General features: G+C 62.5%; 23 protein-coding genes. 14 read left to right on the forward strand and 9 right to left on the reverse strand.

Translation table 11 applies throughout. The features are described from left to right. Window positions 1-43: 43 nt before the first annotated feature. The 4 genes from ABLE85_RS11405 to ABLE85_RS11420 are packed head-to-tail and all read right to left on the reverse strand — an operon-like array spanning window position 44 to window position 4035. Window positions 44-775 (reverse strand): hypothetical protein, encoded by a 732-nt coding sequence (locus tag ABLE85_RS11405; RefSeq protein WP_348792840.1) that lies wholly within the window; start codon window positions 773-775, stop codon window positions 44-46. After that, window positions 756-2168 carry a flagellar protein export ATPase FliI gene (gene fliI / locus ABLE85_RS11410; RefSeq protein WP_348792841.1) on the reverse strand — a complete coding sequence of 471 codons (1413 nt, stop codon included), beginning with the start codon at window positions 2166-2168 and terminating at the stop codon, window positions 756-758. Before fliI ends, ABLE85_RS11405 begins: the two co-directional genes overlap by 20 nt. A 12-nt stretch (window positions 2169-2180) precedes the next feature. After that, window positions 2181-2903, reverse strand: a complete 723-nt coding sequence (gene flgF / locus ABLE85_RS11415) for a flagellar basal-body rod protein FlgF (RefSeq protein ID WP_348792842.1) — start codon at window positions 2901-2903, stop codon at window positions 2181-2183. Between the two features lie 10 nt (window positions 2904-2913). Next, a complete protein-coding gene (locus ABLE85_RS11420; RefSeq protein ID WP_348792843.1) occupies window positions 2914-4035 on the reverse strand; it encodes a DUF1217 domain-containing protein in 1122 nt (373 codons plus the stop codon). 177 nt (window positions 4036-4212) lie between these two features. Between ABLE85_RS11420 and motA the strand changes: the two genes are divergently transcribed. The 6 genes from motA to ABLE85_RS11450 are packed head-to-tail and all read left to right on the forward strand — an operon-like array spanning window position 4213 to window position 9087. Continuing rightward, window positions 4213-5091 carry a flagellar motor stator protein MotA gene (gene motA, locus ABLE85_RS11425; protein WP_348792844.1) on the forward strand — a complete coding sequence of 293 codons (879 nt, stop codon included), beginning with the start codon at window positions 4213-4215 and terminating at the stop codon, window positions 5089-5091. Window positions 5092-5127: 36 nt separating this feature from the next. Further along, window positions 5128-6060 carry a FliM/FliN family flagellar motor switch protein gene (locus tag ABLE85_RS11430; RefSeq protein ID WP_348792845.1) on the forward strand — a complete coding sequence of 311 codons (933 nt, stop codon included), beginning with the start codon at window positions 5128-5130 and terminating at the stop codon, window positions 6058-6060. Between the two features lie 43 nt (window positions 6061-6103). Then, window positions 6104-6493, forward strand: coding sequence for a flagellar motor switch protein FliN (gene fliN, locus ABLE85_RS11435; RefSeq protein WP_348792846.1), 390 nt, complete (start codon window positions 6104-6106; stop codon window positions 6491-6493). A gap of 46 nt (window positions 6494-6539) precedes the next feature. Next, window positions 6540-7547, forward strand: a complete 1008-nt coding sequence (locus ABLE85_RS11440; protein ID WP_348792902.1) for a flagellar motor switch protein FliG — start codon at window positions 6540-6542, stop codon at window positions 7545-7547. 23 nt (window positions 7548-7570) lie between these two features. Further along, window positions 7571-8653 carry a flagellar biosynthesis protein FlhB gene (gene flhB, locus ABLE85_RS11445; RefSeq protein WP_348792847.1) on the forward strand — a complete coding sequence of 361 codons (1083 nt, stop codon included), beginning with the start codon at window positions 7571-7573 and terminating at the stop codon, window positions 8651-8653. Next, the gene (locus ABLE85_RS11450) at window positions 8650-9087 is read left to right on the forward strand and encodes a hypothetical protein (RefSeq protein WP_348792848.1); all 438 of its coding nucleotides are present in this window, start codon (window positions 8650-8652) and stop codon (window positions 9085-9087) included. Before flhB ends, ABLE85_RS11450 begins: the two co-directional genes overlap by 4 nt. Before the next feature lie 61 nt (window positions 9088-9148). On the opposite strand, the gene ABLE85_RS11455 is transcribed toward ABLE85_RS11450, so the two are convergent. Beyond that, window positions 9149-9829: a helix-turn-helix transcriptional regulator gene (locus ABLE85_RS11455; RefSeq protein ID WP_348792903.1), complete on the reverse strand. Its 681-nt coding sequence runs from the start codon at window positions 9827-9829 to the stop codon at window positions 9149-9151. A gap of 77 nt (window positions 9830-9906) precedes the next feature. Continuing rightward, the gene (locus ABLE85_RS11460; protein ID WP_348792849.1) at window positions 9907-10593 is read right to left on the reverse strand and encodes a helix-turn-helix transcriptional regulator; all 687 of its coding nucleotides are present in this window, start codon (window positions 10591-10593) and stop codon (window positions 9907-9909) included. A 479-nt stretch (window positions 10594-11072) separates the two neighbouring features. Here ABLE85_RS11460 and ABLE85_RS11465 point away from each other — a divergent pair, with 479 nt between their 5' ends. The 8 genes from ABLE85_RS11465 (at window position 11073) to ABLE85_RS11500 (ending at window position 19851) form a co-directional block, all read left to right on the forward strand. Next, window positions 11073-12098: an ABC transporter substrate-binding protein gene (locus tag ABLE85_RS11465; RefSeq protein ID WP_348792850.1), complete on the forward strand. Its 1026-nt coding sequence runs from the start codon at window positions 11073-11075 to the stop codon at window positions 12096-12098. A gap of 167 nt (window positions 12099-12265) precedes the next feature. Continuing rightward, complete coding sequence (locus ABLE85_RS11470) at window positions 12266-13768, forward strand: sugar ABC transporter ATP-binding protein (RefSeq protein ID WP_348792851.1); 1503 nt, start codon at window positions 12266-12268, stop codon at window positions 13766-13768. Next, window positions 13768-14757 carry an ABC transporter permease gene (locus ABLE85_RS11475; protein WP_348792852.1) on the forward strand — a complete coding sequence of 330 codons (990 nt, stop codon included), beginning with the start codon at window positions 13768-13770 and terminating at the stop codon, window positions 14755-14757. Before ABLE85_RS11470 ends, ABLE85_RS11475 begins: the two co-directional genes overlap by 1 nt. After that, window positions 14754-15746 (forward strand): ABC transporter permease, encoded by a 993-nt coding sequence (locus ABLE85_RS11480; protein WP_348792853.1) that lies wholly within the window; start codon window positions 14754-14756, stop codon window positions 15744-15746. Before ABLE85_RS11475 ends, ABLE85_RS11480 begins: the two co-directional genes overlap by 4 nt. A gap of 1 nt (window position 15747) precedes the next feature. Then, entirely contained in the window at window positions 15748-16773 is a 1026-nt protein-coding gene (locus ABLE85_RS11485) for a LacI family DNA-binding transcriptional regulator (RefSeq protein WP_348792854.1), read from the forward strand. A 13-nt stretch (window positions 16774-16786) separates the two neighbouring features. Beyond that, a complete protein-coding gene (locus ABLE85_RS11490) occupies window positions 16787-18031 on the forward strand; it encodes a Gfo/Idh/MocA family oxidoreductase (protein WP_348792855.1) in 1245 nt (414 codons plus the stop codon). Between the two features lie 6 nt (window positions 18032-18037). After that, window positions 18038-18943 (forward strand): carbohydrate kinase family protein, encoded by a 906-nt coding sequence (locus ABLE85_RS11495; protein ID WP_348792856.1) that lies wholly within the window; start codon window positions 18038-18040, stop codon window positions 18941-18943. Window positions 18944-19206: 263 nt separating this feature from the next. Next, complete coding sequence (locus ABLE85_RS11500; RefSeq protein WP_348792904.1) at window positions 19207-19851, forward strand: XRE family transcriptional regulator; 645 nt, start codon at window positions 19207-19209, stop codon at window positions 19849-19851. Between the two features lie 8 nt (window positions 19852-19859). Here ABLE85_RS11500 and ABLE85_RS11505 read toward each other — a convergent pair whose 3' ends face one another. The 3 genes from ABLE85_RS11505 to ABLE85_RS11515 all read right to left on the reverse strand — a co-directional run bounded on the left by ABLE85_RS11505 (window position 19860) and on the right by ABLE85_RS11515 (window position 22575). Then, on the reverse strand, window positions 19860-20900 hold the full coding sequence (locus ABLE85_RS11505) for a DUF3445 domain-containing protein (protein ID WP_348792857.1): 1041 nt from the start codon (window positions 20898-20900) through the stop codon (window positions 19860-19862). 113 nt (window positions 20901-21013) lie between these two features. Further along, complete coding sequence (locus ABLE85_RS11510) at window positions 21014-21979, reverse strand: PDR/VanB family oxidoreductase (protein ID WP_348792858.1); 966 nt, start codon at window positions 21977-21979, stop codon at window positions 21014-21016. Next, the gene (locus ABLE85_RS11515; protein WP_348792859.1) at window positions 21976-22575 is read right to left on the reverse strand and encodes a dimethylamine monooxygenase subunit DmmA family protein; all 600 of its coding nucleotides are present in this window, start codon (window positions 22573-22575) and stop codon (window positions 21976-21978) included. The genes ABLE85_RS11510 and ABLE85_RS11515 overlap by 4 nt, the downstream gene beginning before the upstream one ends. Between the last annotated feature and the right edge of the window lie 5 nt (window positions 22576-22580).

Below are 22580 nucleotides of genomic sequence, written 5' to 3' on the forward strand. Positions count from 1 at the left end.
ATTTCCGGACTCTAGGCATTCAGTCTTGCGCGGGCCTTGCGCGCTACTGGGTGAGAGCGACCACCTTGTCCTTGTTGGTCAGAAGAACCCACTTGCCAGCGCGCTGCTCGATGCTGGCGACGAGACTGCTGTCGGGCAGGAGTGAACCGGGCTGGACGACCCAGAGACCCGCATCGTCCTCGATCAGGGCGCGGCCGTTCACGACGTGAACCAGCCGATAGGGAATGTCCTCGGCCGGAAATGGCTGATCGCCGGCGGATGCCTGCTTCTCCTGCGCTTCCGGTAGAGTGCTGGTGGTGAAGGGGTCCAGCTTGTCGCTCTTCTGCCCATCCTCGGCCAGGAAGTCGCCTGGGCGAAGGAAACGCGCGTTCAAGGCCAGCGAATGGAATTTCCCAGGCCGGCCAGTCCCTTCGAATTGCAGCGCCTGGATGCCGAATTTCTCGGGGTTGAAGAAGATGTACCAGGGAAACGTCGCGCAGACGAGGCCGAGCGAGAGGCCGAAACCGGCGACAATGAAGTCGCCGCGGCGGCTGGACCTAGCCCTGCTTTTCGCGAACGCGGACGCTGGGCGGCGAAGCAGTTGCGGCCACTGCCAGCGCTGCTTTTGCTCCATAGCTTCGCCCGACGTCGCGGCGCTTGCCGCGCTTTCCTTGGCCGTGGCTGCGGCCGCGCGCTGGCGGAACAACTGCGGCATCTGCCAGCGCTGTTTCTTGTTGGCGGCTCTTTCGGCCTCGAGCATCGCCTGGAGGGTCTGCTCAATTTCCCTGAGCTGCATGTGGTTTATCCTTCGCTCTGAGGTGGCGGGCCAGGTCTGCAAGGGGATCGAGCGACGGCGCGTCGGCGGGCGACTGCGTCAGCACCTCATAGACGATGGGGACCTGGCGTACGGCGATGTCGAGTTCGGGGTCGGAGCCCGGCTGATAGGCTCCAAGAAGCCGGATGTCGCGGGTGTCCTCGAAACGTGAGATCATGGATTTCAGCCGCGTAACCAGCATACGTTCGTCTTCGCTCCAAGCCTTGCCGGCAAGGCGCGAGATGGATGACAGCGGGTTGACTGCGGGGAAGCGGCCTTGCTCGGCGATGGCTCGTTCGAGCACGATATGACCGTCGAGGATTCCGCGAACGGAATCGGCCACGGGGTCGTTGTGGTCGTCGCCGTCGACCAGCACGGATATGATGGCCGTGATGGAGCCGGAGCCTTCGACGCCGGGGCCGGCGCGTTCGAGCAGTTTTGGCAGGTCGGTGAAGACCGACGCCGGATAGCCACGCGCGATCGGCGGCTCGCCGGTGCCGATCGCGACCTCGCGCAGGGCATGGGCGAAGCGCGTGATCGAATCGAGCACCAGGAGCACCCGGTTGCCACGCTCGCGAAAGTGTTCGGCCACCCGCATGGCGGTGTCCGGCGCGCGGCGGCGCATCATGGCGCTCTCGTCGCTCGTGGCGACCACCGCAACCGTCTTGGCCATGCCGGCGTTGCCGATGGTGTCTTCCAGGAATTCACGGACTTCACGGCCGCGCTCTCCTACCAGCGCCACGACGACGGTGTCGAAGGCCTCCGCGCCTGCCAGCATGGCAAGCAGCGTCGATTTGCCGACGCCAGAACCGGCGAATATGCCCAGCCGCTGGCCGAAGCAGATCGGCGTGAAGATGTCGATGACGCGCACGCCGGTGACGAATGAGGTCGCAACGCGCTGCCGGGCGAGAGCAGCCGGCGGCACGGCGTCGCCCGCGTCACGGGATTCGCCTTCTGTCAGCGCGGGCCCGCCGTCGATTGGGCGGGCAAGCGAATCGATGACGCGGCCGCGCCAGGAATCATGAGGCGCTACCGTAAAGGGGCCGCGGTTGAACACGAGGTCGCTCACGCCTGCGTCGGCCGTGCGTTCGAATGGCGCGATCAACACCTCGTCGGAGCCGATTTGCACGATCTCGCCGCGGCGCGTGCCGGTCTGGCCGCGATGCTCGACTATGTCGCCGAGCCGAGCCGTGCCGGAAAGCCCGCGTGCGCGATAATGCGTCGGCGACACTTCGGTGATGCGGCCGCCACGCTTTATGACGGTTCGCTCGTCGCTGAAACGGCGGAAGGTCCGCTCAAGGATAGTCAGCCTGTTTTCGCTCTGGCGTACAGGTTGATCGTCATGAGTGACCGTGAGCGACGTGGCGTCGGACATGCAGATACGCGTTTACTTGGAGCCGAGGGTCTTGACCGCCTCGGAGAAGGTCTGCTCGGAACTGCGCATCAGGGCCGCGGTGTTCTCGAAGGCGCGCTGCACGCTGATCAGCCGTGTCATCTCCAAGATGGGGTTGACGTTGGATTCCTCCACGAAACCCTGGGCGACGCCGGCATCGATGCGGTCGACGAGCGGCTCGGGCGGGCTCGAAGGAACGATGCCGGAGTTGGCGAAGCGCGTGAAATTGGGGCCTGGGTCGAAGCTGTAGAGACCGATCGCGCCGACTGCCTGGCCGTTCTGGCGCAGCATGCCGTCGGCCCCGGCTTCCGGCGGGCCGGCACGCGGGTCGAGCTGGATCGGGGCGCCGCCGGCGTCGAGCACGGGATAGCCCTCGACGGAGACGAGGTCGCCGTTTTCCTGCATGGTGAAGCGGCCATCGCGGGTCATTACGATGCCGGCCGGCGTCTGGATGCCGAACCAGGCGTCGCCCTTGATGGCGAAGTCGAAGGGGTTTCCGGTTTCGCGGAAGCCGCCGGAGGCGGTGGAGAGATAGGTGTCGCCAGTCGAGACGAAGGCGACCGACTTCTGGCCGAGGCCGGACACCACGTCCTCGAATTTCACGCCGGTAGCGCGAAAGCCCACGGTCGACGCGTTGGCGACGTTGTCGGCGATCGTGTTCAGTCGGCGTTCCAGCGCGAGCTGCGAGGAAAGCGCGACGTAGAGACCATCCTGCATGCAGTTGTCCTCAGCTTCTCATTTTCTGGATTGCCATCATCAGGTTGGTCGAGACGCCATATTCCACCGGCTGGCTGAACAGGACGCTCAGCGACGTCTGCGCCGGCGAGCTCGGATTTTCGATTTCCCACATGGTGGTGAAGCGCGTGAGCAGCTTGTCCAGCGCCTTCGGATCGGCAAGGTCCGAGATCTTCAGTCGCTTCTCGAAGAGATGCACCTGTTTGTCGATGTCCGCCTGGGCAAAGGAATCCGGCAGGCTGAGCATGGTGCGCACCACCTTTGCAAGTGCCGGATCGGCCAGCACCTGGTAAAAGGACTTGATGCCTGGTGCCTTGCGCTGGAAGTAAAGCGCCAGCCGCACGCCTTCGTTGTCGGCACCAGCGTTTTCTTCCAGCGCCTGGCGGAAGTACTTGGCCGTGGCCGGCTGCTGCGCCGGATTGTAGGTGGTGGCCGTCTCGCCGTACGCCTCGAAGTTGAAGGTCGAGACGAATGCCGCGTAGCGCGGCTCCATCTGCTTGTTGGCGATGCTGGACGGGTCGCGAACGCCGCCCTCGAGCATCTGGCGCATGAGGTCCTTGGTGTCAGTCGCCGGATCCATGCCGAACGCCGTCATGGCATAACTGTACAGCCTGTCATTGGCCATGAACTCGTCGATCGATTTTACCTTGACGATGTTGGCAAGGTAGTAGGCTGTCTCGGCCTTGATCGCTGCCGAGTTCGGATTGACGCCAGCTAACACTGCCTGCGTGGCGTAGTTCTGGGTGGTGAGTTGCTGTGCCTTGCAGTAGACCGTGGCCTGGTCGCCATAGGCGGCGAAGTTGAACGCGCTGACGAAATCGGCGTAGCGTTTGTCGGACAGCTTGTTGGCGAAGCTGTTCGGGTCCGACACGCCTTCCTTCAGCGCCTTGACCATGAACGCCTTGGCGTAGGCCATGTCCTCAAGGCCGAATGCCTTCATCGCATATTTGAACAGACGGTCGTTCTTCACGAACTCGTCGATCGATTTCACCTTGGTGATGTTCTCGAGATAATACTTGGTCTCGCGGTCGACGACGGGCTGCTTCTGCACACGAGTCAGCGACTTATCGATGTCTCTCGTGATGAGCTGGTAGCTGGTATAGGTGTTGAGCACTTGACAGTCTCCGCCCGAACATATCCCGCAAACCCTAGGCCAACTTCCTTGCGCGAAACTGAATGGCTGTTCGCGTCTTTTAACATTGGTCACCCACGAAAAGCTCGAAAGTGTTCAAGCCTCACACAAGGCACGACCGGTATTGAGCTAAGGAAGTGACTTGCGGAAGGACTTGCGGTGGGCATTCTTATCGGTATCGTTGTGACCCTGGGCTGCGTGCTTGGCGGGTTCATGGCCATGGGCGGACATGTCAACGTTCTGATGCAGCCGTGGGAGGCCGTCATCATCGTCGGTGCCTCGGTCGGTACTTTCCTCGTAGCCAACCCGCTTTCGACGGTGAAGGATACCGCCAAGGCCTGCCTCGAAGCCTTCAGGCAGGCGGTGCCAAAGGAACACGACTACCTCGAAACGCTCGGCGTGCTGCACAACCTGATGCGTGAGCTGCGCTCCAAGACGCGAAGCGAGGTCGAAGCGCACATCGATAATCCCGAGGGATCGCCCGTCTTCCAGGCCTTCCCCGCCGTTCTCAAGAAGCCGGACCTTACTCAGTTCATTTGCGACTACTGCCGCCTGATCATCATCGGAAATGCCCGGCCTCACGAGATCGAAGCGCTGATGGATGAAGAGATTCACACCATACGCAGCGACAAACTGAAACCTTATCACGCGTTGACGGCCATGGCCGATGGCCTACCGGCGCTCGGCATCGTGGCCGCAGTGCTCGGCGTCGTCAAAGCCATGGGCGCTCTCGACCAGTCTCCCGAAATACTGGGTGCGCTGATCGGCGCTGCGCTTGTCGGCACGTTCCTCGGTATCTTTTTGTCCTATGCGGTGGTCGGTCCGATCGCCACGAAGATCAAGGTTGTGCGCGAGAAGAACAACCGTCTTTACATCATCGTGAAGCAGACGCTGCTTGCCTATATGAACGGCTCGCTGCCGCAGGTGGCGATCGAGTTCGGCCGCAAGACGATCTCTTCCTATGATCGCCCCTCGATCGATGCGGTCGAGCAGAGCACGATGAACATCGGCTTTGCCGATGGGAAGAAGGCTGCGTGAGTGCATGACGGCGATCGACCGGAATAGGGGCCAGACATGGTAAGCCCGGCAAGTCCAGCTGAAGCGCGCGCTTTCATCGTCGAGCGGCTGATCGGCGATACGGGTGAGCCCGACGGCATCATTGCCGCCGCGCGGGCGCTTGCCGAGCGGTCGCTCCCCTCGATCATTCATGCGCTCGACGAGAAACTGTCCGCGCCGCTTGATTTCAGTCTTGTGTCCGTCGAACTGGTCCGGTTCGCGCAGGCCCGCCCGTCCGATGGGCGCTATGCCATGACCATCGCCGCCTCCGCCTCGTCGCCCGATGCGCTGATCCTGACGATGGACCCGGCGGCCGTGACGCTGCTAATCAACGCCCTGTTCGCCGGCGATGTGGACGAACCTGTCGAGCCAATCGGCCGAGACCTGTCGCCCACCGAGGTGGAGATGGCCACGATGGTCTTCGAGGAGATCGCTACGGCGGTCAATGGCAGCGGCCCCCGAGCCTTCGAATTCAGGCTGCCGCTGCCAATGGCTATTACCGGCACCGAACTGAGAAGGCACATTCTGCGCGACGGCCCGGCCGTGCGTGTGGTCTTTTCCGTGTCGTCGTCCGCCAACGCAGGCAGCATCAGTCTGACGATGCCACAACGTGTCCTGCTAAAGCACCGCGGAGAAGCCGGCGCCCAGGCCACCGGCACTCAGCCCGAGACCGATTGGCAGGCGCGCTTTGGCGAGGAAGTGATGCGGTCCAATGTCGACCTGCAAGCGACGCTTAGGCTCGCGAGGATGACCCTGAGCGACATCGCGACGCTCCAGGTAGGCCAAGTTATCGAACTGGACGAGACGGCGCAGGCCGAGGCGCATCTTTCGGCTCGTAACAAGACGTTGTTTGTGTGCGAATTCGGTAAGCTCGGGCAGAATTACACGGTACGAATCAGGCATCCATTCGATGCTGGTCAGGACCTAATGGATACGTTGCTGCCGGGATGACGCGTGGCGTCGTCGTGAGCAAGCGCTGAAGTGGAGACGGCTGATGACCCAAACCAATCCGGAGCTGGAAGCGGACATTCCGGAAGAGCAGCTGAACCGGGCGATCGAGGAGCTGCGCGGCGCCCTGCGCGAAGAAGAGGCGCGCTCTCCGGAGAAGGCCAAGGCGGAACGCCAGGCGTCGAACGTCAGCGTGATCATGAATATCCCGGTCGACGTGCAGATCGTTCTGGGCAGCGCCGAGATGCAGGTTTCCGAACTGATGGCCCTGCAGAAAGGTTCCACCGTGGCGCTCAACAGGCGCATCGGAGAAGCAGTGGATGTCATCGTCAACGGCCGCAAGATCGCGCACGGTGAGATCACGGTGTTGGAAAACGATCCTTCGCGCTTCGGCATCAAGCTCACCGAAATCATTACTGCCGCGAAGCCCGCCTGATGCAATCTCGCGCCTCATTCGCCCAGCTTGAGAGATTTGCGGCATGATGACAACGCTGTCTACGCTGACGCGCGCGCAGAAAGCCGCGGCTATTCTGGTGGCGATGGGCAAGCCGTCGGCGAGTCGACTCCTCAAATTCTTCAAGCAGGAAGAACTCAAGGCGCTGATTGAAGCTGCGAGGCTTTTGCGCACCATTCCGCAAAGCGATCTGGAGCAGATCGTGGAGGAGTTCGAGGCCGAGTTTACTGAAGGCGCGGGGCTTCTAGATTCCGCCGACGACATGAATGCGATTCTCAATGAATCGCTGTCGCCTGAAGAGATGAACGCCATCATGGGGCGGGGCAAGGGCAAGGGGGGAGACCCCATGCTGCCAGTCTGGCCAGAGCTCGAGAATATTGATCCGTCGCGCATAGGCTCGTTCCTCGTTGCCGAACATCCGCAGATCGGGGCGGTGGTCATGTCGAAACTGCCACCATCGACGTCATCCAAGGTGCTGCTGACACTGGACAAGACGGTGCGCGCCGAAGTCATCAAACGCATGATGGCGATGGGGACCGTTCCCGAGGCGGCGACACGCATCGTCGAGAACCAGCTGCGCAATCGCGTGCTTTCCGAGAAGACTGCTAGGGACATTTCTGCCGGTCAGAACCGCGTGGCCAGCATGCTCAACGAGATGGACAAATCCCAGGTCGAAGAGGTCATGCAGGATCTGGAGTCGCAGGGCGCCAGCGATCTCGGCGGCATCCGCGCGCGGCTGTTCTCCTTCGAAGACGTGCCGCAGCTCACGCAAAGGGCACGTGTGGCTCTGTTCGATGGTCTCTCGACCGAACTGGTCACGCTGTGCTTGCGCGGCGCTTCACCCGACATGGTCGAGGCGATCTTGTCCTCCATCGGCGCACGAACGCGGCGCATGATCGAGTCCGAGCTTGGTCAGGAATTCGCCGGCGTCCCAATGGCCGATATCATTGCTGCCCGCCGGACCGTGGCCTCGACCGCGATCCGCATGTCGCTGGAGGGTGCCTTCGAGCTTCCGGCAGCGCAGAACGCCGCCTGATCCCGGCCTGATCGGACCGCGCCATGGCGGAAGATGCCGACAAGGATAGTAAAACAGAAGAAGCCACGGAGAAGAAAATCCGTGACACCATCGAGAAGGGCAAGCTGCCTGTCTCGAAGGAGATCTCGATCTTCGCTTCGTTTCTCGCCATTCTGACCTTCGCGGTGTTCTTCGCCCAGGATAGCATCGGTCGAATGGGCGGCTTTCTGTCGATCTTCATTGAAAAGCCCGAGGCCTGGCCGCTAGGCACGGAGCGGGACATCATCGAGCTCTACCGCGTCGTCATCCTCGAGATTGCGAGGATCCTGGGCACGATGATGGTGCTGCTGGTGGTGGCCGGGATCGGTGCCTCGGTACTTCAGAACATGCCGCAGTTCGTGGCCGAGCGCATTCGTCCGCAGGCATCACGGATTTCGCTGGCCAAGGGCTGGAAGAAGATGTTCGGCCTCCAGGGCTTCGTGGAGTTCCTGAAGTCTCTGGGCAAGCTGGGGTTCGTCTTGCTGGTGCTCACCTTCGCGCTGCGGAGCGATTTTCGTCTCCTGCTTGCGGGGATGATCACTCACCCGACCGCGTTCATGCTCACCGTCCGCAGCATCGCCATCGATGTGCTGGTTTCAATCGTCTTCGTCATGGCCTTGATCGCCACGGCCGATCTGGTCTGGTCGCGCTTCAACTGGCGCCGGGAACTCAGGATGACCCGCCAAGAGGTCAAGGATGAGATGAAGCAGTCGGAAGGCGACCCGATCGTCAAGTCGCGCCTGCGCTCTCTAGGCCGTGATCGGGCCCGCCGGCGGATGATGTCGGCCGTGCCGCGCGCCACGCTGGTCATCGCCAACCCGACCCACTTTTCGATAGCCTTGAAATATGTCCGCGACGAGGATTCTGCGCCGATGGTACTCGCTAAAGGACAGGATCTCGTTGCCCTGAAGATACGCGAAATCGCTGAGCAACATAATATACCGATATTTGAAGATGTTGCGCTCGCCCGCTCCATGTACAAGCAAGTTTCGGTAGATAGTGTGATCCCGGCCAAATTTTACCAAGCTGTCGCAGAACTCGTGCGTATCGTTTACAGCAATCAGGCGCCGCGAAAAGTCGTTTCATGATCAAGCAACCGCACGCATCGTCACGCGAGATTATCGTCGCCAATGCCATCAAAGAGGTGGTCGGCGAACTCCGGCTCGTCGATGTTGCCGATTACATCGCCTTCATCCGGCTGGAGCAGTTCGGCTGCATCTCAGACATCGTGGACTCGGCGGCAGAGCTGTTTTTCGTGCCTGGAGCGCTGAAGCTCGGTCACGGCGGGGAAGCCTATGTCGGGTGGATCGAAACGCCGCGCATCGAACTCGACCTCGAATTGCGTCCTGCCGGGGCGACCGTCTACTTCACGCTGTCGTTGACGGCGCTGCACGCTTCGGTGGAGGTGAACTACGTGGCCTTTGATAGGCCAGAAGCCGACCCCGAATTGAATACGGCGTTCCTTGCGGATGCCGTGGAGCGGGCGAGAATCCGCCGCACCGCGCCGGTGGCGCAAGGGTGAACTGAAGGCGATTGCAAGCGTGGCAGCCGTACGTCGTCGGCAGACGCCTGCAGCGTGGAGCCTATTCGATCAGGCCTAGGCGCAGCGCCTTGGCCACGGCATGCATGCGGTTGACCGCGTTGAGCTTCTGCGTCGTATTGGTGAGATACTGATTGGCGGTGTGCACCGACAGTTTTAGCCGGCTGGCTATCTCGTCGCTGGTAAGGCCATTAGCCGTCAGCTTGAGACACTCCAACTCGCGCTTGGAAATCGACGGCGTGGTGCCGCTGTCGTCGGCTCGTATGCGCGTGACGGCCGCAAACAATGAGAAGCAGCGCGCGTGGACATTTGCCAAGCGTTCCCCGGTCAAGCTGATGTTAGTGCCGGAGAAGACGACGAAACCGAATTGATTGCGGTCGGCATAGACCGGAAAGGCTACGCCGGAACTCTCGGGCACAGGCGGAGCGATCTGCGCTACCCAGTCAAGGGCGGCGAGGGTGGCTGCGGACGCCGAGGCAGTGTCGCTGGCCCACCAGCAGGGAAGCGTCGACGTGCGGGCGTGCCGGATTAGTTCCTCGCTGCTTGCGCCTGAAATGAATTTCGTGGCCGGCGCGACGCGCGGATAGTCGGAATCGAAGCAGGGCACGAGCCCCGTCCGCTCCACCGATGGGCTCACCACGAACAGGCTGAAGGCGCCGGCGCCGATATCGAGCGCGATCCAGCGGCAGCGGCGTACAGCCTCGGGTATAGTGACCGCCGGCACCTGCTCGAAGCGGGCGGTACCGCCGGGCGGATTGGCTCGCCCGCCGGAAGCCGTTGCGATGTTTGCCGCAGCCTGTGTCAAATGATGCCGCTCCTGATCGCTGTCGCCACCGCCATGGCGCGGTTGCTTGCGGAGAATTTCCGGATCGCATGGGTGATGTAGCTGTTGACCGTGTTGGACGACACGCCAAGGATCAGCGCTACCTCGTCCGTGGTCTTGCCTTCCGATACCCAGAACAGGCATTCGCGTTCGCGATCCGACAGCGGATCCTGCATGGCAACGGCACCGAGAACGCCTTGCATGCGCGACAGGCCGTAGCAGCATTCGAACTGGGCCTGGATAAGCGCCGCGAGATCGATCCGTGCGATCGACGCGGCGGAAAACAGCAGGAATAGGCACTGGCGGCCAACATTGACCTTCAGCGCATAGATCTCGCTATGCCCAAGAACGTCGAGCAGCTTGGCGTCTTCGCCGCTGATGCCTTCGAGCGCGGGAGCGTTGGCGGTAATGATGCCTTGCGGCCGGCCGCCGGGGGAGGCGGCAAAAGGACTTTCAGCCAGCTTGGCAATCAGCCGATGCCCGGCAAGCTGGATGGCATCGTAAATCCAGTTGGAGGCGATGATGCGCGCGTCGCTGCGATCCTGATCGTGCAGTACGGCCACCAGCATGTAGCAGTCTGCGCCGACGGTGGCGGTCAGCTGCATGAGGAAGGCCGTCAGGTCGCCATGCGACGCCGGTTTGGCGGCGGGTGTCCCCGAGGTCATATGTTCAGCAGCGAGACTTGTCATTGGCTGGAAAATGGCCGGAATCAATCTTTGCGCCCGGACCTGGGCATCGCCAGGGATCGGACAGGAAACGCTTTTACTTGATACGAAAACACGCACCGTAACGGTGCTACCGCTTCGGCAAATTCGCGCGGGCTACGATACCTGCTGCGCCTTGCGCCAGAAAAACCGGCGCGTCAGAGCATCATCCGGTTCGGCGAGCCCCCACGGATCGTCCGATTCGAAGATAATCTAACCTACGGGAATCCAACATAAAACCCTGAAAATTAATCACCTGTTAACTTTTGTGATGGGTGGCCGATGCCGGCACGCGGGGGTGGGGAAGGTGGTGTCCAGCGAGCCCTTGGAACCCCGAGCTGCCAGTTTTCCAGGACCGCTATCAAGGGTCGCAAACGGTCTATTGAAATCGATTTCATTCCGGATAATATCCCCTTGGTTCAGTTGGACGGGAGGAATTCATGAAAAAGCTTACGACGCTTGCCTTGACGACCGTTGGCGCAATGGCAGTCTCGGTGTTTTCGACGCATGCGGAGGATTTCAAGATCGGCTTGAGCAATGGCTGGGTGGGCAGCGAATGGCGCACCCAGATGATCGACGAGGCCAAGGCCGCTGCCGAAGCCTGGAAGGCCAAGGGCGTGAACGTCGAGGTCGTTGTTCAGAGCGCGAATGTCGACGTGCCGGGCCAGATTGCCCATGTGCGCAACTTCATGAGCCAGGGCGTCAACGCCATCATCATCAACCCGAACAGCCCGACGGCCTTCGATCCGATCTTCAAGCAGGCCAAACAGCAGGGCATTCTCGTTATCTCCACCGACGCCGAGGTGTCGTCCAAGGATGCGGTCTATGTCGGTATCGACCAGAAGGCCTGGGGTGCGGCTGGCGCCAAGTGGCTGGCCGAGACGTTGGGCGGCAAGGGCAATGTGGTCGCCATCAACGGCGTGGCCGGCCACCCGGCCAACGAAATGCGCGTAGCCGGCTACAAGGAAGTGTTCGCCAACTATCCGGATATCAAGCTGGTCAACGAAGTGAATGCCAACTGGGATCAGGCGCAGGGCCAGCAGGCCATGCAGAACCTGCTCGCCACCTATCCGGACATCAGCGGCGTCTGGGTCCAGGACGGCATGGCCGCCGGAGCCTGGAAGTCGATCATCGATGCCGGCAAGCAGTCGTCGATCGCCGCCACCGGTGAGATCCGCAAGGACTTCATCGACATCTGGAAGGCTGACAGCCTGAACTCCGGCGCTTCGGTGAACCCGCCCGGCGTCATGGCCAGCGCCCTCAACGTCGCTGTGCTGATGCTGCAGGGCAAGGAGCTGAAGGAGCCGGCGACGGCCGGCCAGTACGGCAATGCGATGTATCTGCCGATCCCCTTCATCGACAACAAGAACCTCGATGAGGCGGTCAAGGCTGTCGACGGCAAGCCGGGCTACTACTCCTACACCAGCCAGCTTTCCATCGAAGACGCCGAGAAGCTGTTCAAGTAATTCCTCCCTGCGAGAGCGCGTTCCTTGTGCCCCGGAACGCGCTCTCGCGACCGCAAGGCCGATGTGCCTGTGGGACAGGGCGGGCCGGGCGTATCGACGCCATGGTCAATTCGCAGAGACGGGGTCATGCTGCACCGGCTTGAAACCTCTCGATAGGAATCGAAGAAATGTCCGAGCTGCTGATACGCGGCGCGCGCAAGGCATATGGCGCGACGCTCGCCTTGCGCCGTGGCGACCTTCGTCTGCTTCCCGGCGAAGTTCATGTGCTGATCGGCTCGAACGGGTCGGGCAAGAGCACGCTGTGCAAGATCGTCGCCGGCAGCGTGAAGCCGGATGCCGGCGAGGTGCTGCTTAACGGCAGCCCAGTCACCATTGTCGGCCCGCAGGCGGCGCGCGCGCTGGGCATCGGCATCTTTTATCAGGAGCTTTCGCTCGCGGCTCGGCGCACCGTGGCCGAGAACATCTGCCTGCCGGCTTTGCCAACGAAGGGCAGCGTGTTCGTCGACCGCGCCGCGCTGGAGGCGAAGGCAGCACGTTTCATAGAAGCCTTTGCCGACGTCGCCGGCGATGGGTTTTCGGCCGACGCGCCGGTGCACACGCTGCGCGCTGACCAGCGGCAACTGGTCGAGATCATGAAGGCGCTGGCGAGCGAGGCGCCGATCCTCATTTTCGACGAGCCAACTTCGGCGCTCGACCGGGCGCAGGTCGACCGCTTCTTTGAGATATTGCGTCGGCTAAAGGCGGAAGGCCGCGCCATCGTTTTCATCTCGCACCGCATGGACGAGATTTTTACCATTGGTGACCGCGTGACCGTGATCCGTGACGGCGAAACCGTCGGCACGTCAAAGATTTCCGAGACCGACCAGGCCTCCGTCATCCGCCAGATGGTGGGTGAGCGTGACGACCCGGCAACGCCTGCGGTGGCGCCGCCTGCTCATCAAGCGCAGCCGTCGGCCGTGCTTTCGGTGGCGGGCCTGAGCGGCTCCGGCTTCCGCAATGTCAGCTTCGAGGTGGCCAGGGGCGAAATCCTCGGCTTTGGCGGGTTGCACGGGCAGGGGCAGTCGGCGGTCATGCGCTCGATCTTCGGCGCTCTCGCGCATCATGCGGGCACGATCGCCCTGAACGGCAAGCAGATCGCGATGAAGTCGCCGCGCGAAGCCATTGCGCATGGCTGTGCTTACGTCTCGGGCGACCGCAGCCGCGACGGCATCCTGCAGGGGCGGCCGATCCTCGAAAACGTCACGCCGATTCATTTCCTGCGCAACCGTCTCGCGCTGGTGCGCCCAAGTTCGCTGCGCGAGCGGGCCATGCAGCCGTTGCCGGCGTTGAAGACAAAATTCCAGGGGCTGGAGCAGCCGATTAATTCTCTCTCCGGCGGCAACCAGCAGAAAGTCGTCATCGCACGCTGGCTGATCGATAGGCCGGACGTGCTGCTGCTCGACGATCCGACCAAGGGCATTGACCTTGCGGCCAAGACCGATCTTTTCGCGCTGATCCGCAAGCTGGCGGAGAATGGCATGGGTATCGTGCTCTATTCGTCCGAGGACGCCGAACTGCTCAACAATGCCGACCGCATCCTGGTCTTCAACAGCGGGTCGGTCACACGCGAACTCACCGGCGCGGACCGAACGCGCTACAATCTCTATCACGCCGCCTACGAGGCCGCCTGATGCAACAGACCCTCACTTCTCCCGCAGCGAATGCCAGCCCGCTGAAAAGCGTGTTGCAACGCTTTCCCTTCGTGCCGGCGCTGATCATTCTCATTGCATTGGTTGCGCTCAACGGATTCTTCCAGCCGCGTAGCCTGAGCTTCGGCTCCATCACTGGCCTCTTCAGCACCTATCTGGCGCTGATGCTGCTGGCGGTGGCGCAGACCTATGTAGTCTTTTCCGGCGATATCGACCTGTCGGTCGGTAGCATCGTGTCGTTGGTCAATGTCGTCATCATCGTGCTGATGGAGAAGTGGGGCGGCGGCGGGCTGACGGTCATCGCCGCCTGCCTGGTCGGCATCCTGACGGGCCTTGCCTGCGGCGTCGCCAACGGCATCATGATTGCAGGGCTGAGATTGCAGGCCATCGTCGCCACTTTCGCGACCAGCATCTTCTTCACCGGTCTCGCTCTCTACGTCCTGCCGGTGGCGGGCACGCCGGCGCCGGAGGCTTATTGGATGACCTATGGCGGCACTTATTTCGGCATCCCTTTCGTGTTCTACGTGGTGGCGGCAGTCGCCATCGTGCTCGGCGTGCTGGCGCGCATGAGATTGACCACTCAGATGCTGGCCGTCGGCGACGACGCCATGGCCGCCTTCCAGACCGGTCTGCCGGTCACGCTGATCCGTATCAAGGGCTATGTGCTGTGCGGACTGTTCTCGGCGCTCGCGGCACTCTGCATCACCGGTGACACTGCAAGCGGCGATCCGCTGGTCGGCGGCAAGATGACGCTCTACAGCGTCGCGGCCGTGGTGCTCGGCGGCTCGGCTCTTTCAGGTGGGGCAGGGACGGTTACGGGCTCGCTGATCGGCGCGTTGATCATCGGCCTCATCAACTCGCTGGTCTTCTTCGTCGGCACGCCGTCTGAATGGCAGAACCTCGTGCAGGGCCTCGCCATCCTGGTTGCGCTGATGGCCGGCATCCTAGTCAGCCGGGGAGCGCGCGCATGAGCACCGAGACGGCAGTCTCCGTTACCGCCGCTCCTTCGAAGGCGATTGAGTTCCTGAAGCGCCCGCTGGTCGTCGCGCTGATCCTGATCATGGCGCTCTTGGCGCTCGGCGAGGCGCTGTCGCCGGGTTTTGCCTCGGCCGAACAGATCCTGCGGCTGCTGGTCGTTGCATCCGTCATGGGTATCGTCGCCGCGGGCCAGAACCTCGTCATCATTGGCGGGCGTGAAGGCATCGATCTTTCGGTCGGCGGCATCGTCTCGCTGGCCGCCATCCTGGCCGGCAATGTCATGAACGGAGCCGACAGCGGCATTTTGCCGGCGATTCTGGTCGCGGTCAGCGTCGGCGCGCTCTTTGGCCTCTTCAACGGGCTGGGCATCACGCTGCTGCGCATTCCGCCTCTGGTGATGACGCTCGGCATGCTGGGCGTGCTGCAGGGGCTGCTCGTCGTCATCCGCAACGGCATTCCGTCCGGCCGCGCGGCGCCCGCTCTGTCGCAGTTCGTCACGCAGCCTTTCATCTTCGGCCTCCCGGGTATCATCTGGTTGTGGATCGCCATCGGCCTCTTCATGGCGTTCCTGCTCAAGCGCACCGTTTTCGGCTATCGCATCTATGCCATAGGTTCCAATGAGCAGGCTGCTTTCATGGCCGGCGTGCCGGTGAAAACCATCCGTGTCGGGTTGTTCGTGCTGTCGGGAGCCTTTGCGGCGCTCGCCGGCGTCTGCCTGCTCGGCTATTCCGGCTCGTCCTTCTCCAATGTCGGCGAGCAATACATGCTTCCTTCCATCATCGCCGTGGTGCTGGGCGGCACGCCTTTGGCAGGCGGCAAGGGCGGCTACACCGGCACCATGGCGGGTGCGGTGCTGCTGGTCATCCTGCAGAGCATCCTCACCACCGTCCATATCGACGAGTCTGGCCGCCAGATGGTGTTCGGTGCGACGCTGTTGCTGCTGATGTTGTTCTACGGCCGCGGCCGGGCCATGCGGGGCTGACGTGGACAGGCGAGCCAAGATCAAGGACATCGCGCTGCGCGCCGGCGTCTCGCCGGCGACGGTGTCGCGCGCCCTGTCGGATTCCGGCCTTGTCGCCGAGCCGACATTGTCGCGCATCCGCGAGGCGGCGCAGTCGCTAGACTACCGGCCCAATGTCCGGGCCCGAAACTTGCGCACGCAAAAGTCGATGGCGGTGCTGTTGGTCGTGCGGGACGTCAGCAACCCCTTTTATCTCGAGATATTCAAGGGCGTGGAGGCGACCGCGCGCGAGGCTGGCTATTCCGTGCTGATGGGCAACACGGAAAACCATCCCGATCGCGAGCTTGAATATTTCGACATGCTGCGCGATGGCCATGCCGACGGCATGGTCCTGATGAACGGCAGGCTGCCTTCAAGCCATGCCCGCGACGCCGAGCAACTGGCACGGCTGCCGATCGTGGTGGCGCTGGAAATCATCGAAGGCTGCCCGCTGCCGCATGTGCAGATCGACAACGCCGCGTCCGCCTACGGGGCGGTGAAGCACCTTTTGTCGCTCGGCCACCGGCGCATCGCCCATATCTGCGGCCCGGTTCCCGAGGTGATGAGCGTGCTGCGCCGAGAGGGCTATCGCAAGGCGATGGCCGAGGCCGGGCTTGCGGTGCCCGAAGGCTATGAGCCGATCGGCGACTACACCATCCCCTCCGGTGCCGCGCTTTGCCGGCAGCTGTTTTCTCGGCCTGACAAGCCGACAGCGCTGTTCGTCGCCAATGACGAGATGGCCTTCGGCGCCATCAACGAGCTCAGGAAGCTCGGCCTCGACGTGCCGGGAGATGTTTCGGTCGTCGGCTTCGACGACCTGTTCCTCAGCGAATGCTTCTATCCGCCGCTGACTACCGTCAGCCAGCCGCGCGCCGATATCGGCAAGCAGGCGATGAAGCAACTACTCAGGGTGATGAACGGCGACGACAGCGTCGAAGCGCTGGTCGAGATGCCGACGACGCTGAAAATCCGCGGGTCGACCGGCCCGGCCAAGACATCCGACAATTGAAAGGAAGGCATCCATGACCAATCTGCCGAAAGACAGGCTGCGCGTAGGCTTTGTGGGCACCGGCTTCATCGCCCAGTTCCACCTGAAGTCGATGGTCGGTGTGCGCAACATCGACGTTGTCGGCGTCTATAGCCGCAAGCCGGAAAACCGCGCGCATTTCTCGGCTCTGGTTTCCGAACTTGGCCTCGGCTCCTGCAAGAGCCATGACAGCCTGGAAAGCCTGCTGCGAGACGAGAATATCGACGCCATCTGGATACTCTCCCCCAACTACACGCGCCTCGATGTCATGCGCACGCTGCATGCCGAAGTGACGGCCGGCCGCAGCAAGGTCTTTGCGGTCGCCTGCGAAAAGCCGCTGGCCCGCACCGTTGCCGAGGCGCGCGAAATGCTGCGCCTTGCAACCGATGCCAAGCTCAACCACGGCTATCTGGAAAACCAGGTGTTCTGCACGCCGGTGCTGCGCGGCAAGGAGATCGTCTGGCGCCGTGCCGCCTCCACCACCGGCAGGCCCTATCTTGCGCGCGCGGCGGAAGAACATTCCGGTCCGCACGAGGCCTGGTTCTGGCAGGGCGACAAGCAAGGCGGCGGCGTGCTGTCCGACATGATGTGCCACTCGGTGGAAGTGGCGCGCCACCTGCTGACCGAGCCGGGCGCGCCGCGCAAGTCGCTCAAGGTCAAGTCGGTCAACGGAACGGTCGCTAATCTCAAGTGGACGCGCCCGCACTACGCCGACCTGCTCAAGCAGCGCTATGGCAGCGGCGTGGACTACCGCAATCATCCTTCGGAAGATTTTGCACGTGCCACCGTGTCGCTCGAGGATGAGCAGGGCAACGATCTGATGATTGAGGCGACCACTTCGTGGGCCTATGTGGGCGCGGGCCTCCGCATCCAGCTCGAACTGCTCGGGCCCGAATATGCGATGGAATTCAACTCGCTCAACACCGGCCTGAAGATCTTCATGTCGCGCGCAGTTACTGGCTCCGAGGGCGAAGACCTCGTCGAAAAGCAAAACGCCGAACAAGGCCTGATGCCGGTGCTGGAGGACGAGGCAGGCGTCTACGGCTACACCGACGAGAACCGCCACATGACCGAGTGCTTCCGCAAGGGCGAGACGCCGCTCGAGACCTTCGAGGACGGGCTTGCGGTGGTGGAAATCATGATGGGCCTTTACCGATCGGCTGAAATAGGCGAGACGGTGCACTTCCCTGCACCCGAACTCGAAAACTACGTGCCGGTCGTCGCACGCCACATCAGCTAAGTAGCCATGCCCATACCGCCGCTCCTCATCCTCGGAAACGTCAATGTCGACCTCGTCATGGGTGAGGTCGATGGCTGGCCTGCGGTTGGCACCGAGATCGTGGTGCCGCGCAGCGAGATGCGGCCGGGCGGTTCGGCTGGCAACACGGCTCTGGCGCTGAGTGGCATGGGCATCGCGCATCGCCTGTTGGCGAGCGTCGGCAACGACACGATGGGGACATGGCTAGCCGGCGGCTTTGACCAGGCCAACTCGACCTGGGTGATCGACGACTCGGATACTACGATCAGCGTCGGCATTGTCCACAAGGGCGGCGACCGCGTCTTCTTCACCGCGCCGGGCCATCTGCATCATGCGCAACTGGACGACCTGCTCCCCCATGTCCCAGCCGCGCCGACGGTGACTAGCTTCGCCTGCGTTTCCGGCGGCTTCCTCATGCCGTCGCTGATCGAGGGGACGAGTAAACTCCTGCGTCTTCTGAAGCAGCAGGGCTGGCAGACGGCGATCGATCCGGGCTGGCCGCCCGAGGGCTGGACCGAGGCCAACAAGAAGCGTTCCTTCGAGTGGCTCACGCTGGTCGACTACGCGCTGCTCAACGCCGAGGAGGTGAAAGGCCTGGGCGAGAGCGATGACCTCGATGCGGCGACTGCCGCGCTTTCCGCACGCTTCGGCACCGGCCAGACACTGGTCATCAAGAAGGGGCCGGACGGCGCCGCCGCCGTGCGCGACGACGTGACGGTTTCGGCCAAGGCAGCCCCGGTCACCGTCATCGACACTGTTGGCGCGGGCGACACCTTCAACGCCGCCTTCCTGGCCGGCCTGAGTCATGGCGAGGAACTTCAGGCCGCGCTCGAACGGGGCGTGCGTGCGGCTTCCCTGGCGATCTCGACCTTCCCACGCAGGTACAGCGCCTGAGTCCTGGCTCGTCACGTCGCGAACAGCACACCGAGCGGGTTTCTAGCCGGCTTTCATCGACAAAACTCGGGAAGCGGGACCCTTTGCGCGAGAAAGCTTGAATTTTCTCCCATTAGCGCGTACTGAAAATAAAAAAAAATTTACCATCAGTGAAAATCAGTGGCTGCAGGGTGAGCGATTTGGCAAAAGCATCGACACAGGCGGCACTGCCGCGCAAGTCTGTAATTGGTAAAGAGGAAAAGGCGACGGCATCAGCGAAAGATCTGGGTGCCGCCGCCAACGTGCTGAAGCAGAATCCGCATGCCGTCCGCGACTTGCGCGAGAACGTGCTGGAAGTCGCAATCGGGCGCGAGGTTCGCGCCTTCCGCAAGAAGCTTGGCATTACCGTCGCCGACCTGGCGGCGGCCACCAACATCTCGCTGGGCATGCTGTCCAAGATCGAGAACGGCAATACGTCGCCGTCGCTGACGACGCTGCAATCGCTGTCACGGGCGCTCGGCGTGCCGCTGACGGCTTTCCTGCGGCGGTTCGAGGAAGAGCGCAATGCGGTCTTCGTCAAGGCGGGCGAGGGCGTCGACGTCGAGCGGCGCGGCACGCGCGCCGGCCATCAGTACACGCTGCTCGGCCATATCGGATCGAACACGAGCGGCGTGACCGTGGAGCCCTATCTCATCACGCTCAGTGAGGACTCCGACGTGTTCCCGACCTTCCAGCACGATGGCATGGAGTTCCTCTACATGCTGGAAGGCGAGGTCGTGTACCGCCACGGCAACAACCTCTACACGATGCTGCCTGGCGACAGCCTGTTCTTCGATGCCGATGCCCCGCACGGCCCGGAACAGCTGACCACGCGGCCGATACGCTACCTTTCGATCATCTCCTACCCGCAGGGCGGCGGCAACGACTGAGCTTAGGCTCAGTCGGGTCCGAAGCCGGACGAGGTCGGCGCGCCGTCGTCGTATTGCGAGAGCCATTCGACGACGGTTTCGCGGTAGCGCGTCAGGCCCTTGTATTCGGCCAGCTCGTTCGGCAGGTCGCGCAGCACGCGATGGAAGCGCCGCGCCCACTTCCGCGAGGTCACGAGCTCGTCCATCTTGATCAGGTAGCAGCGGATCGGGAACACCAGCGCGTTGGAGCGCGGTAGCCGCCAGAAGGTCTGCAACTCGACGCGCAGATGCACCTTCTGGCCGACGTTTTCCGGCGTCACCGTCGTCCGGTCCACACCCCATTTGTGGTAATTCTCGGGGCTGGTGTCGAGACGCGGGTTGATCGTCATCGTCCAGTTGAAGCGCCGCGCGGGCTGGCCCTGCTGGACGTTGGTGAGGAACTTCAGCGCACGGTGGAAGATGCCCATCTCGTGCGCCAACGGCACCGGAGCATGCCATTCGAAGAAGTTCATGCCGATGTCGAAGTCGAGAGACCAGTCGGCCTGGGTGGTCACGATGCCGGCGTCCATCCACAGATTGCCGTCGCGCTGGTCGAGGACACTGAAATCGCCCTGGCTTTGACGGGTGATGTATTCCATCGGCCCGTAGGGCAGGGTGGAGACGTCGCCGAAGGTGAAGCGGTGGTCGATCCCGAGCGGCCGGTTGATCCAGTGCCATTTGTCGCCGTCGCGGGTGAGCGAGAAATGCTCCGGATAGCTTTCGGCCTTCTGGGTCATCAGCAGTTCGAGCAGGTCCCAGCCGGCCAGGGTCATGTGCGGCAGCGACTGGCAGCGCAGCGGGTCCTCGGCCAGAACCAGGGCCCGGTCCTCCATCTCGGAGACATAATGCTCGTCGACGTCGATCAGGTGCTCGAAGACCGTGTTCTTGGGGCCGGGCGTATGCGGCTCGATATTGACCGCATACATGTAGCTGTCCTCGTGAAAGGGGAAGGGAAACCGCCTGATCTGCTCGGGGCTGTTCCTGAAGCTGAAATCGTCCCGAAACGATTCCTTTCTGAAATTGATTCCCATGATCTCCTCCCTAACCGTAGACCGGGGTCATTCCGATGGAACGGCAAAGTGGGTGCGATCTTCGGTCTGGCGCGTACCGCGCTGAAGACCGCACTCACCTGCCAAGGTGATGGCTATCGCTCTAGAACGAGCGACTTGCCCTCGAAGCGCGAAACGCATGGCATGATCTTGCAGCCGGACTGATGCTCCTCCTCTGAGAGCCAGTGGTCGTTGTGCAGGAACTTGCCGTCATAAGAAATGACTTTGGTTTCGCATTGTCCGCAGACGCCGCCGCGGCACAGATAGGGCGGATCGATACCAGCAGCCTCGATCGTCTCGAGCAGGCTCTGCTGCTCGCCCACGTGGATCTGCTTGCCGCTGACTGCCAGCGTCACGTCGAAGGGCTTTCCCGGCTGCGGGGCCGCGAAGTGTTCGAAATGCACCGTCTCGCTCGGCCAGCCCGCCTCGGCGGCCGTGCGACGCACCCACTCGATCATGCCGGCAGGACCGCAGATATAGAGATGCGTGCCGAGCGGCTGCGAGGCGAGGAGTTGTTCCAGCGGCAGTTTCTCGCCCTGGTCATCGCGGTAGAGGTGGACACGCCGGCCATAGCGGCCCTTCAGCACGTCGGCATAGGTGGCCAGCGCTTCCGTGCGGCAGGTATAGTGGAGCTCGAAGTTGCCTGCATCGCCGGCCAGCTGCGAGGTCTGCGACATGAAGGGCGTGATGCCGATGCCGCCGGCGATCATCAGATGCTTCCTGGCCCGGAGGTCCAGCGAAAACAGGTTGACCGGGCTGCTGATGACCATGCGCATGCCAGGCTTGACCCGCTGGTGCATGAACAGCGAGCCGCCGCGGCCGGTATCGTCGCGCCGGACGCTGATCGTGTAGTCGCGCGTGTCCAACGGCGAACTCATCAGCGAATAGGGGTTCAGGCGGGTGCGGTCGTCGTCGCGCATTTCGACGACGACATGGGCGCCGCCGGAGAAGGTCGGCAGAAGCTGGCCGTCCGTTCGCTGGAAATGAAAGCGCTTGACCAGGTCGTTGACGGGGACGACGTCGGTGACGGTGACGTCGATCTTGCTTGTTCCGGCGCTCAACGGAAAATCTCCTCTGCTTGAGGGATTTCGGTCGGGTCCTCCGCATTGATGCAAACGCCCTGGAAGGCTGCGAGTCGACGCGAGTAATGATCCCGTACCAGCAGAAGCAGACCGCAATGCGAGCAGGTCACCGGCTGCGTGGTCACGTTTTCGGTGATGCCTTTGCAATGCACGCACTGGACCCGGCGTGCCAGGGAGCCGCGATGTTCGGTCTGGATCGAGGCGTGGTCGAAGCCGGCTTCCATTGCAGCCTGCATGGCCTGGCCGATCAGCCCTTCGGTGCCGGCCAGATAAATGCGAAGGCCCATATGTGCCGTCGCCAGTGTCTGGCGCAGCCTTGGCAAGGCAGCGGCGATCGAGGGGCCTTGATAGAAACGCGCCGGCTGCAGCGATTTCAGCGCGTCGACATAGTTCGTCCCGGTGTCATCCGGAACGAACATGATGTGGGCATCGGCGAAAAACCCCTCGGGAGCGGTCTTCGCCATGTCGAGTATTGCCGCCGCGCCTTCGGCGTCGGCGACGAAGAGGTGGTTGCGACCGGGCTGCGGTGACAGGGTTCCGTAGACCGGCCGGCTGAGTATGGTCTTGGCCGTCATGCCCG

Origin of the sequence: Mesorhizobium sp. KR1-2 (assembly GCF_040045035.1) — a bacterium.
Classification (GTDB): domain Bacteria; phylum Pseudomonadota; class Alphaproteobacteria; order Rhizobiales; family Rhizobiaceae; genus Pseudaminobacter.

Excerpts from the sequence above, each read along its gene's own strand:
- flgF (WP_348792842.1), bottom strand. The coding sequence starts at position 2,903 with ATGCAGGATGGTCTCTACGTCGCGCTTTCCTCGCAGCTCGCGCTGGAA.
- flhB (WP_348792847.1), top strand. The coding sequence starts at position 7,571 with ATGGCGGAAGATGCCGACAAGGATAGTAAAACAGAAGAAGCCACGGAG.
- ABLE85_RS11490 (WP_348792855.1), top strand. The coding sequence starts at position 16,787 with ATGACCAATCTGCCGAAAGACAGGCTGCGCGTAGGCTTTGTGGGCACC.
- ABLE85_RS11505 (WP_348792857.1), bottom strand. The coding sequence starts at position 20,900 with ATGGGAATCAATTTCAGAAAGGAATCGTTTCGGGACGATTTCAGCTTC.
- ABLE85_RS11450 (WP_348792848.1), top strand. The coding sequence starts at position 8,650 with ATGATCAAGCAACCGCACGCATCGTCACGCGAGATTATCGTCGCCAAT.
- ABLE85_RS11480 (WP_348792853.1), top strand. The coding sequence starts at position 14,754 with ATGAGCACCGAGACGGCAGTCTCCGTTACCGCCGCTCCTTCGAAGGCG.
- ABLE85_RS11475 (WP_348792852.1), top strand. The coding sequence starts at position 13,768 with ATGCAACAGACCCTCACTTCTCCCGCAGCGAATGCCAGCCCGCTGAAA.
- ABLE85_RS11440 (WP_348792902.1), top strand. The coding sequence starts at position 6,540 with ATGACAACGCTGTCTACGCTGACGCGCGCGCAGAAAGCCGCGGCTATT.
- ABLE85_RS11460 (WP_348792849.1), bottom strand. The coding sequence starts at position 10,593 with ATGACCTCGGGGACACCCGCCGCCAAACCGGCGTCGCATGGCGACCTG.
- ABLE85_RS11430 (WP_348792845.1), top strand. The coding sequence starts at position 5,128 with ATGGTAAGCCCGGCAAGTCCAGCTGAAGCGCGCGCTTTCATCGTCGAG.
- ABLE85_RS11405 (WP_348792840.1), bottom strand. The coding sequence starts at position 775 with ATGCAGCTCAGGGAAATTGAGCAGACCCTCCAGGCGATGCTCGAGGCC.
- ABLE85_RS11495 (WP_348792856.1), top strand. The coding sequence starts at position 18,038 with ATGCCCATACCGCCGCTCCTCATCCTCGGAAACGTCAATGTCGACCTC.
- ABLE85_RS11515 (WP_348792859.1), bottom strand. The coding sequence starts at position 22,575 with ATGACGGCCAAGACCATACTCAGCCGGCCGGTCTACGGAACCCTGTCA.
- ABLE85_RS11470 (WP_348792851.1), top strand. The coding sequence starts at position 12,266 with ATGTCCGAGCTGCTGATACGCGGCGCGCGCAAGGCATATGGCGCGACG.
- fliN (WP_348792846.1), top strand. The coding sequence starts at position 6,104 with ATGACCCAAACCAATCCGGAGCTGGAAGCGGACATTCCGGAAGAGCAG.
- fliI (WP_348792841.1), bottom strand. The coding sequence starts at position 2,168 with ATGTCCGACGCCACGTCGCTCACGGTCACTCATGACGATCAACCTGTA.
- ABLE85_RS11465 (WP_348792850.1), top strand. The coding sequence starts at position 11,073 with ATGAAAAAGCTTACGACGCTTGCCTTGACGACCGTTGGCGCAATGGCA.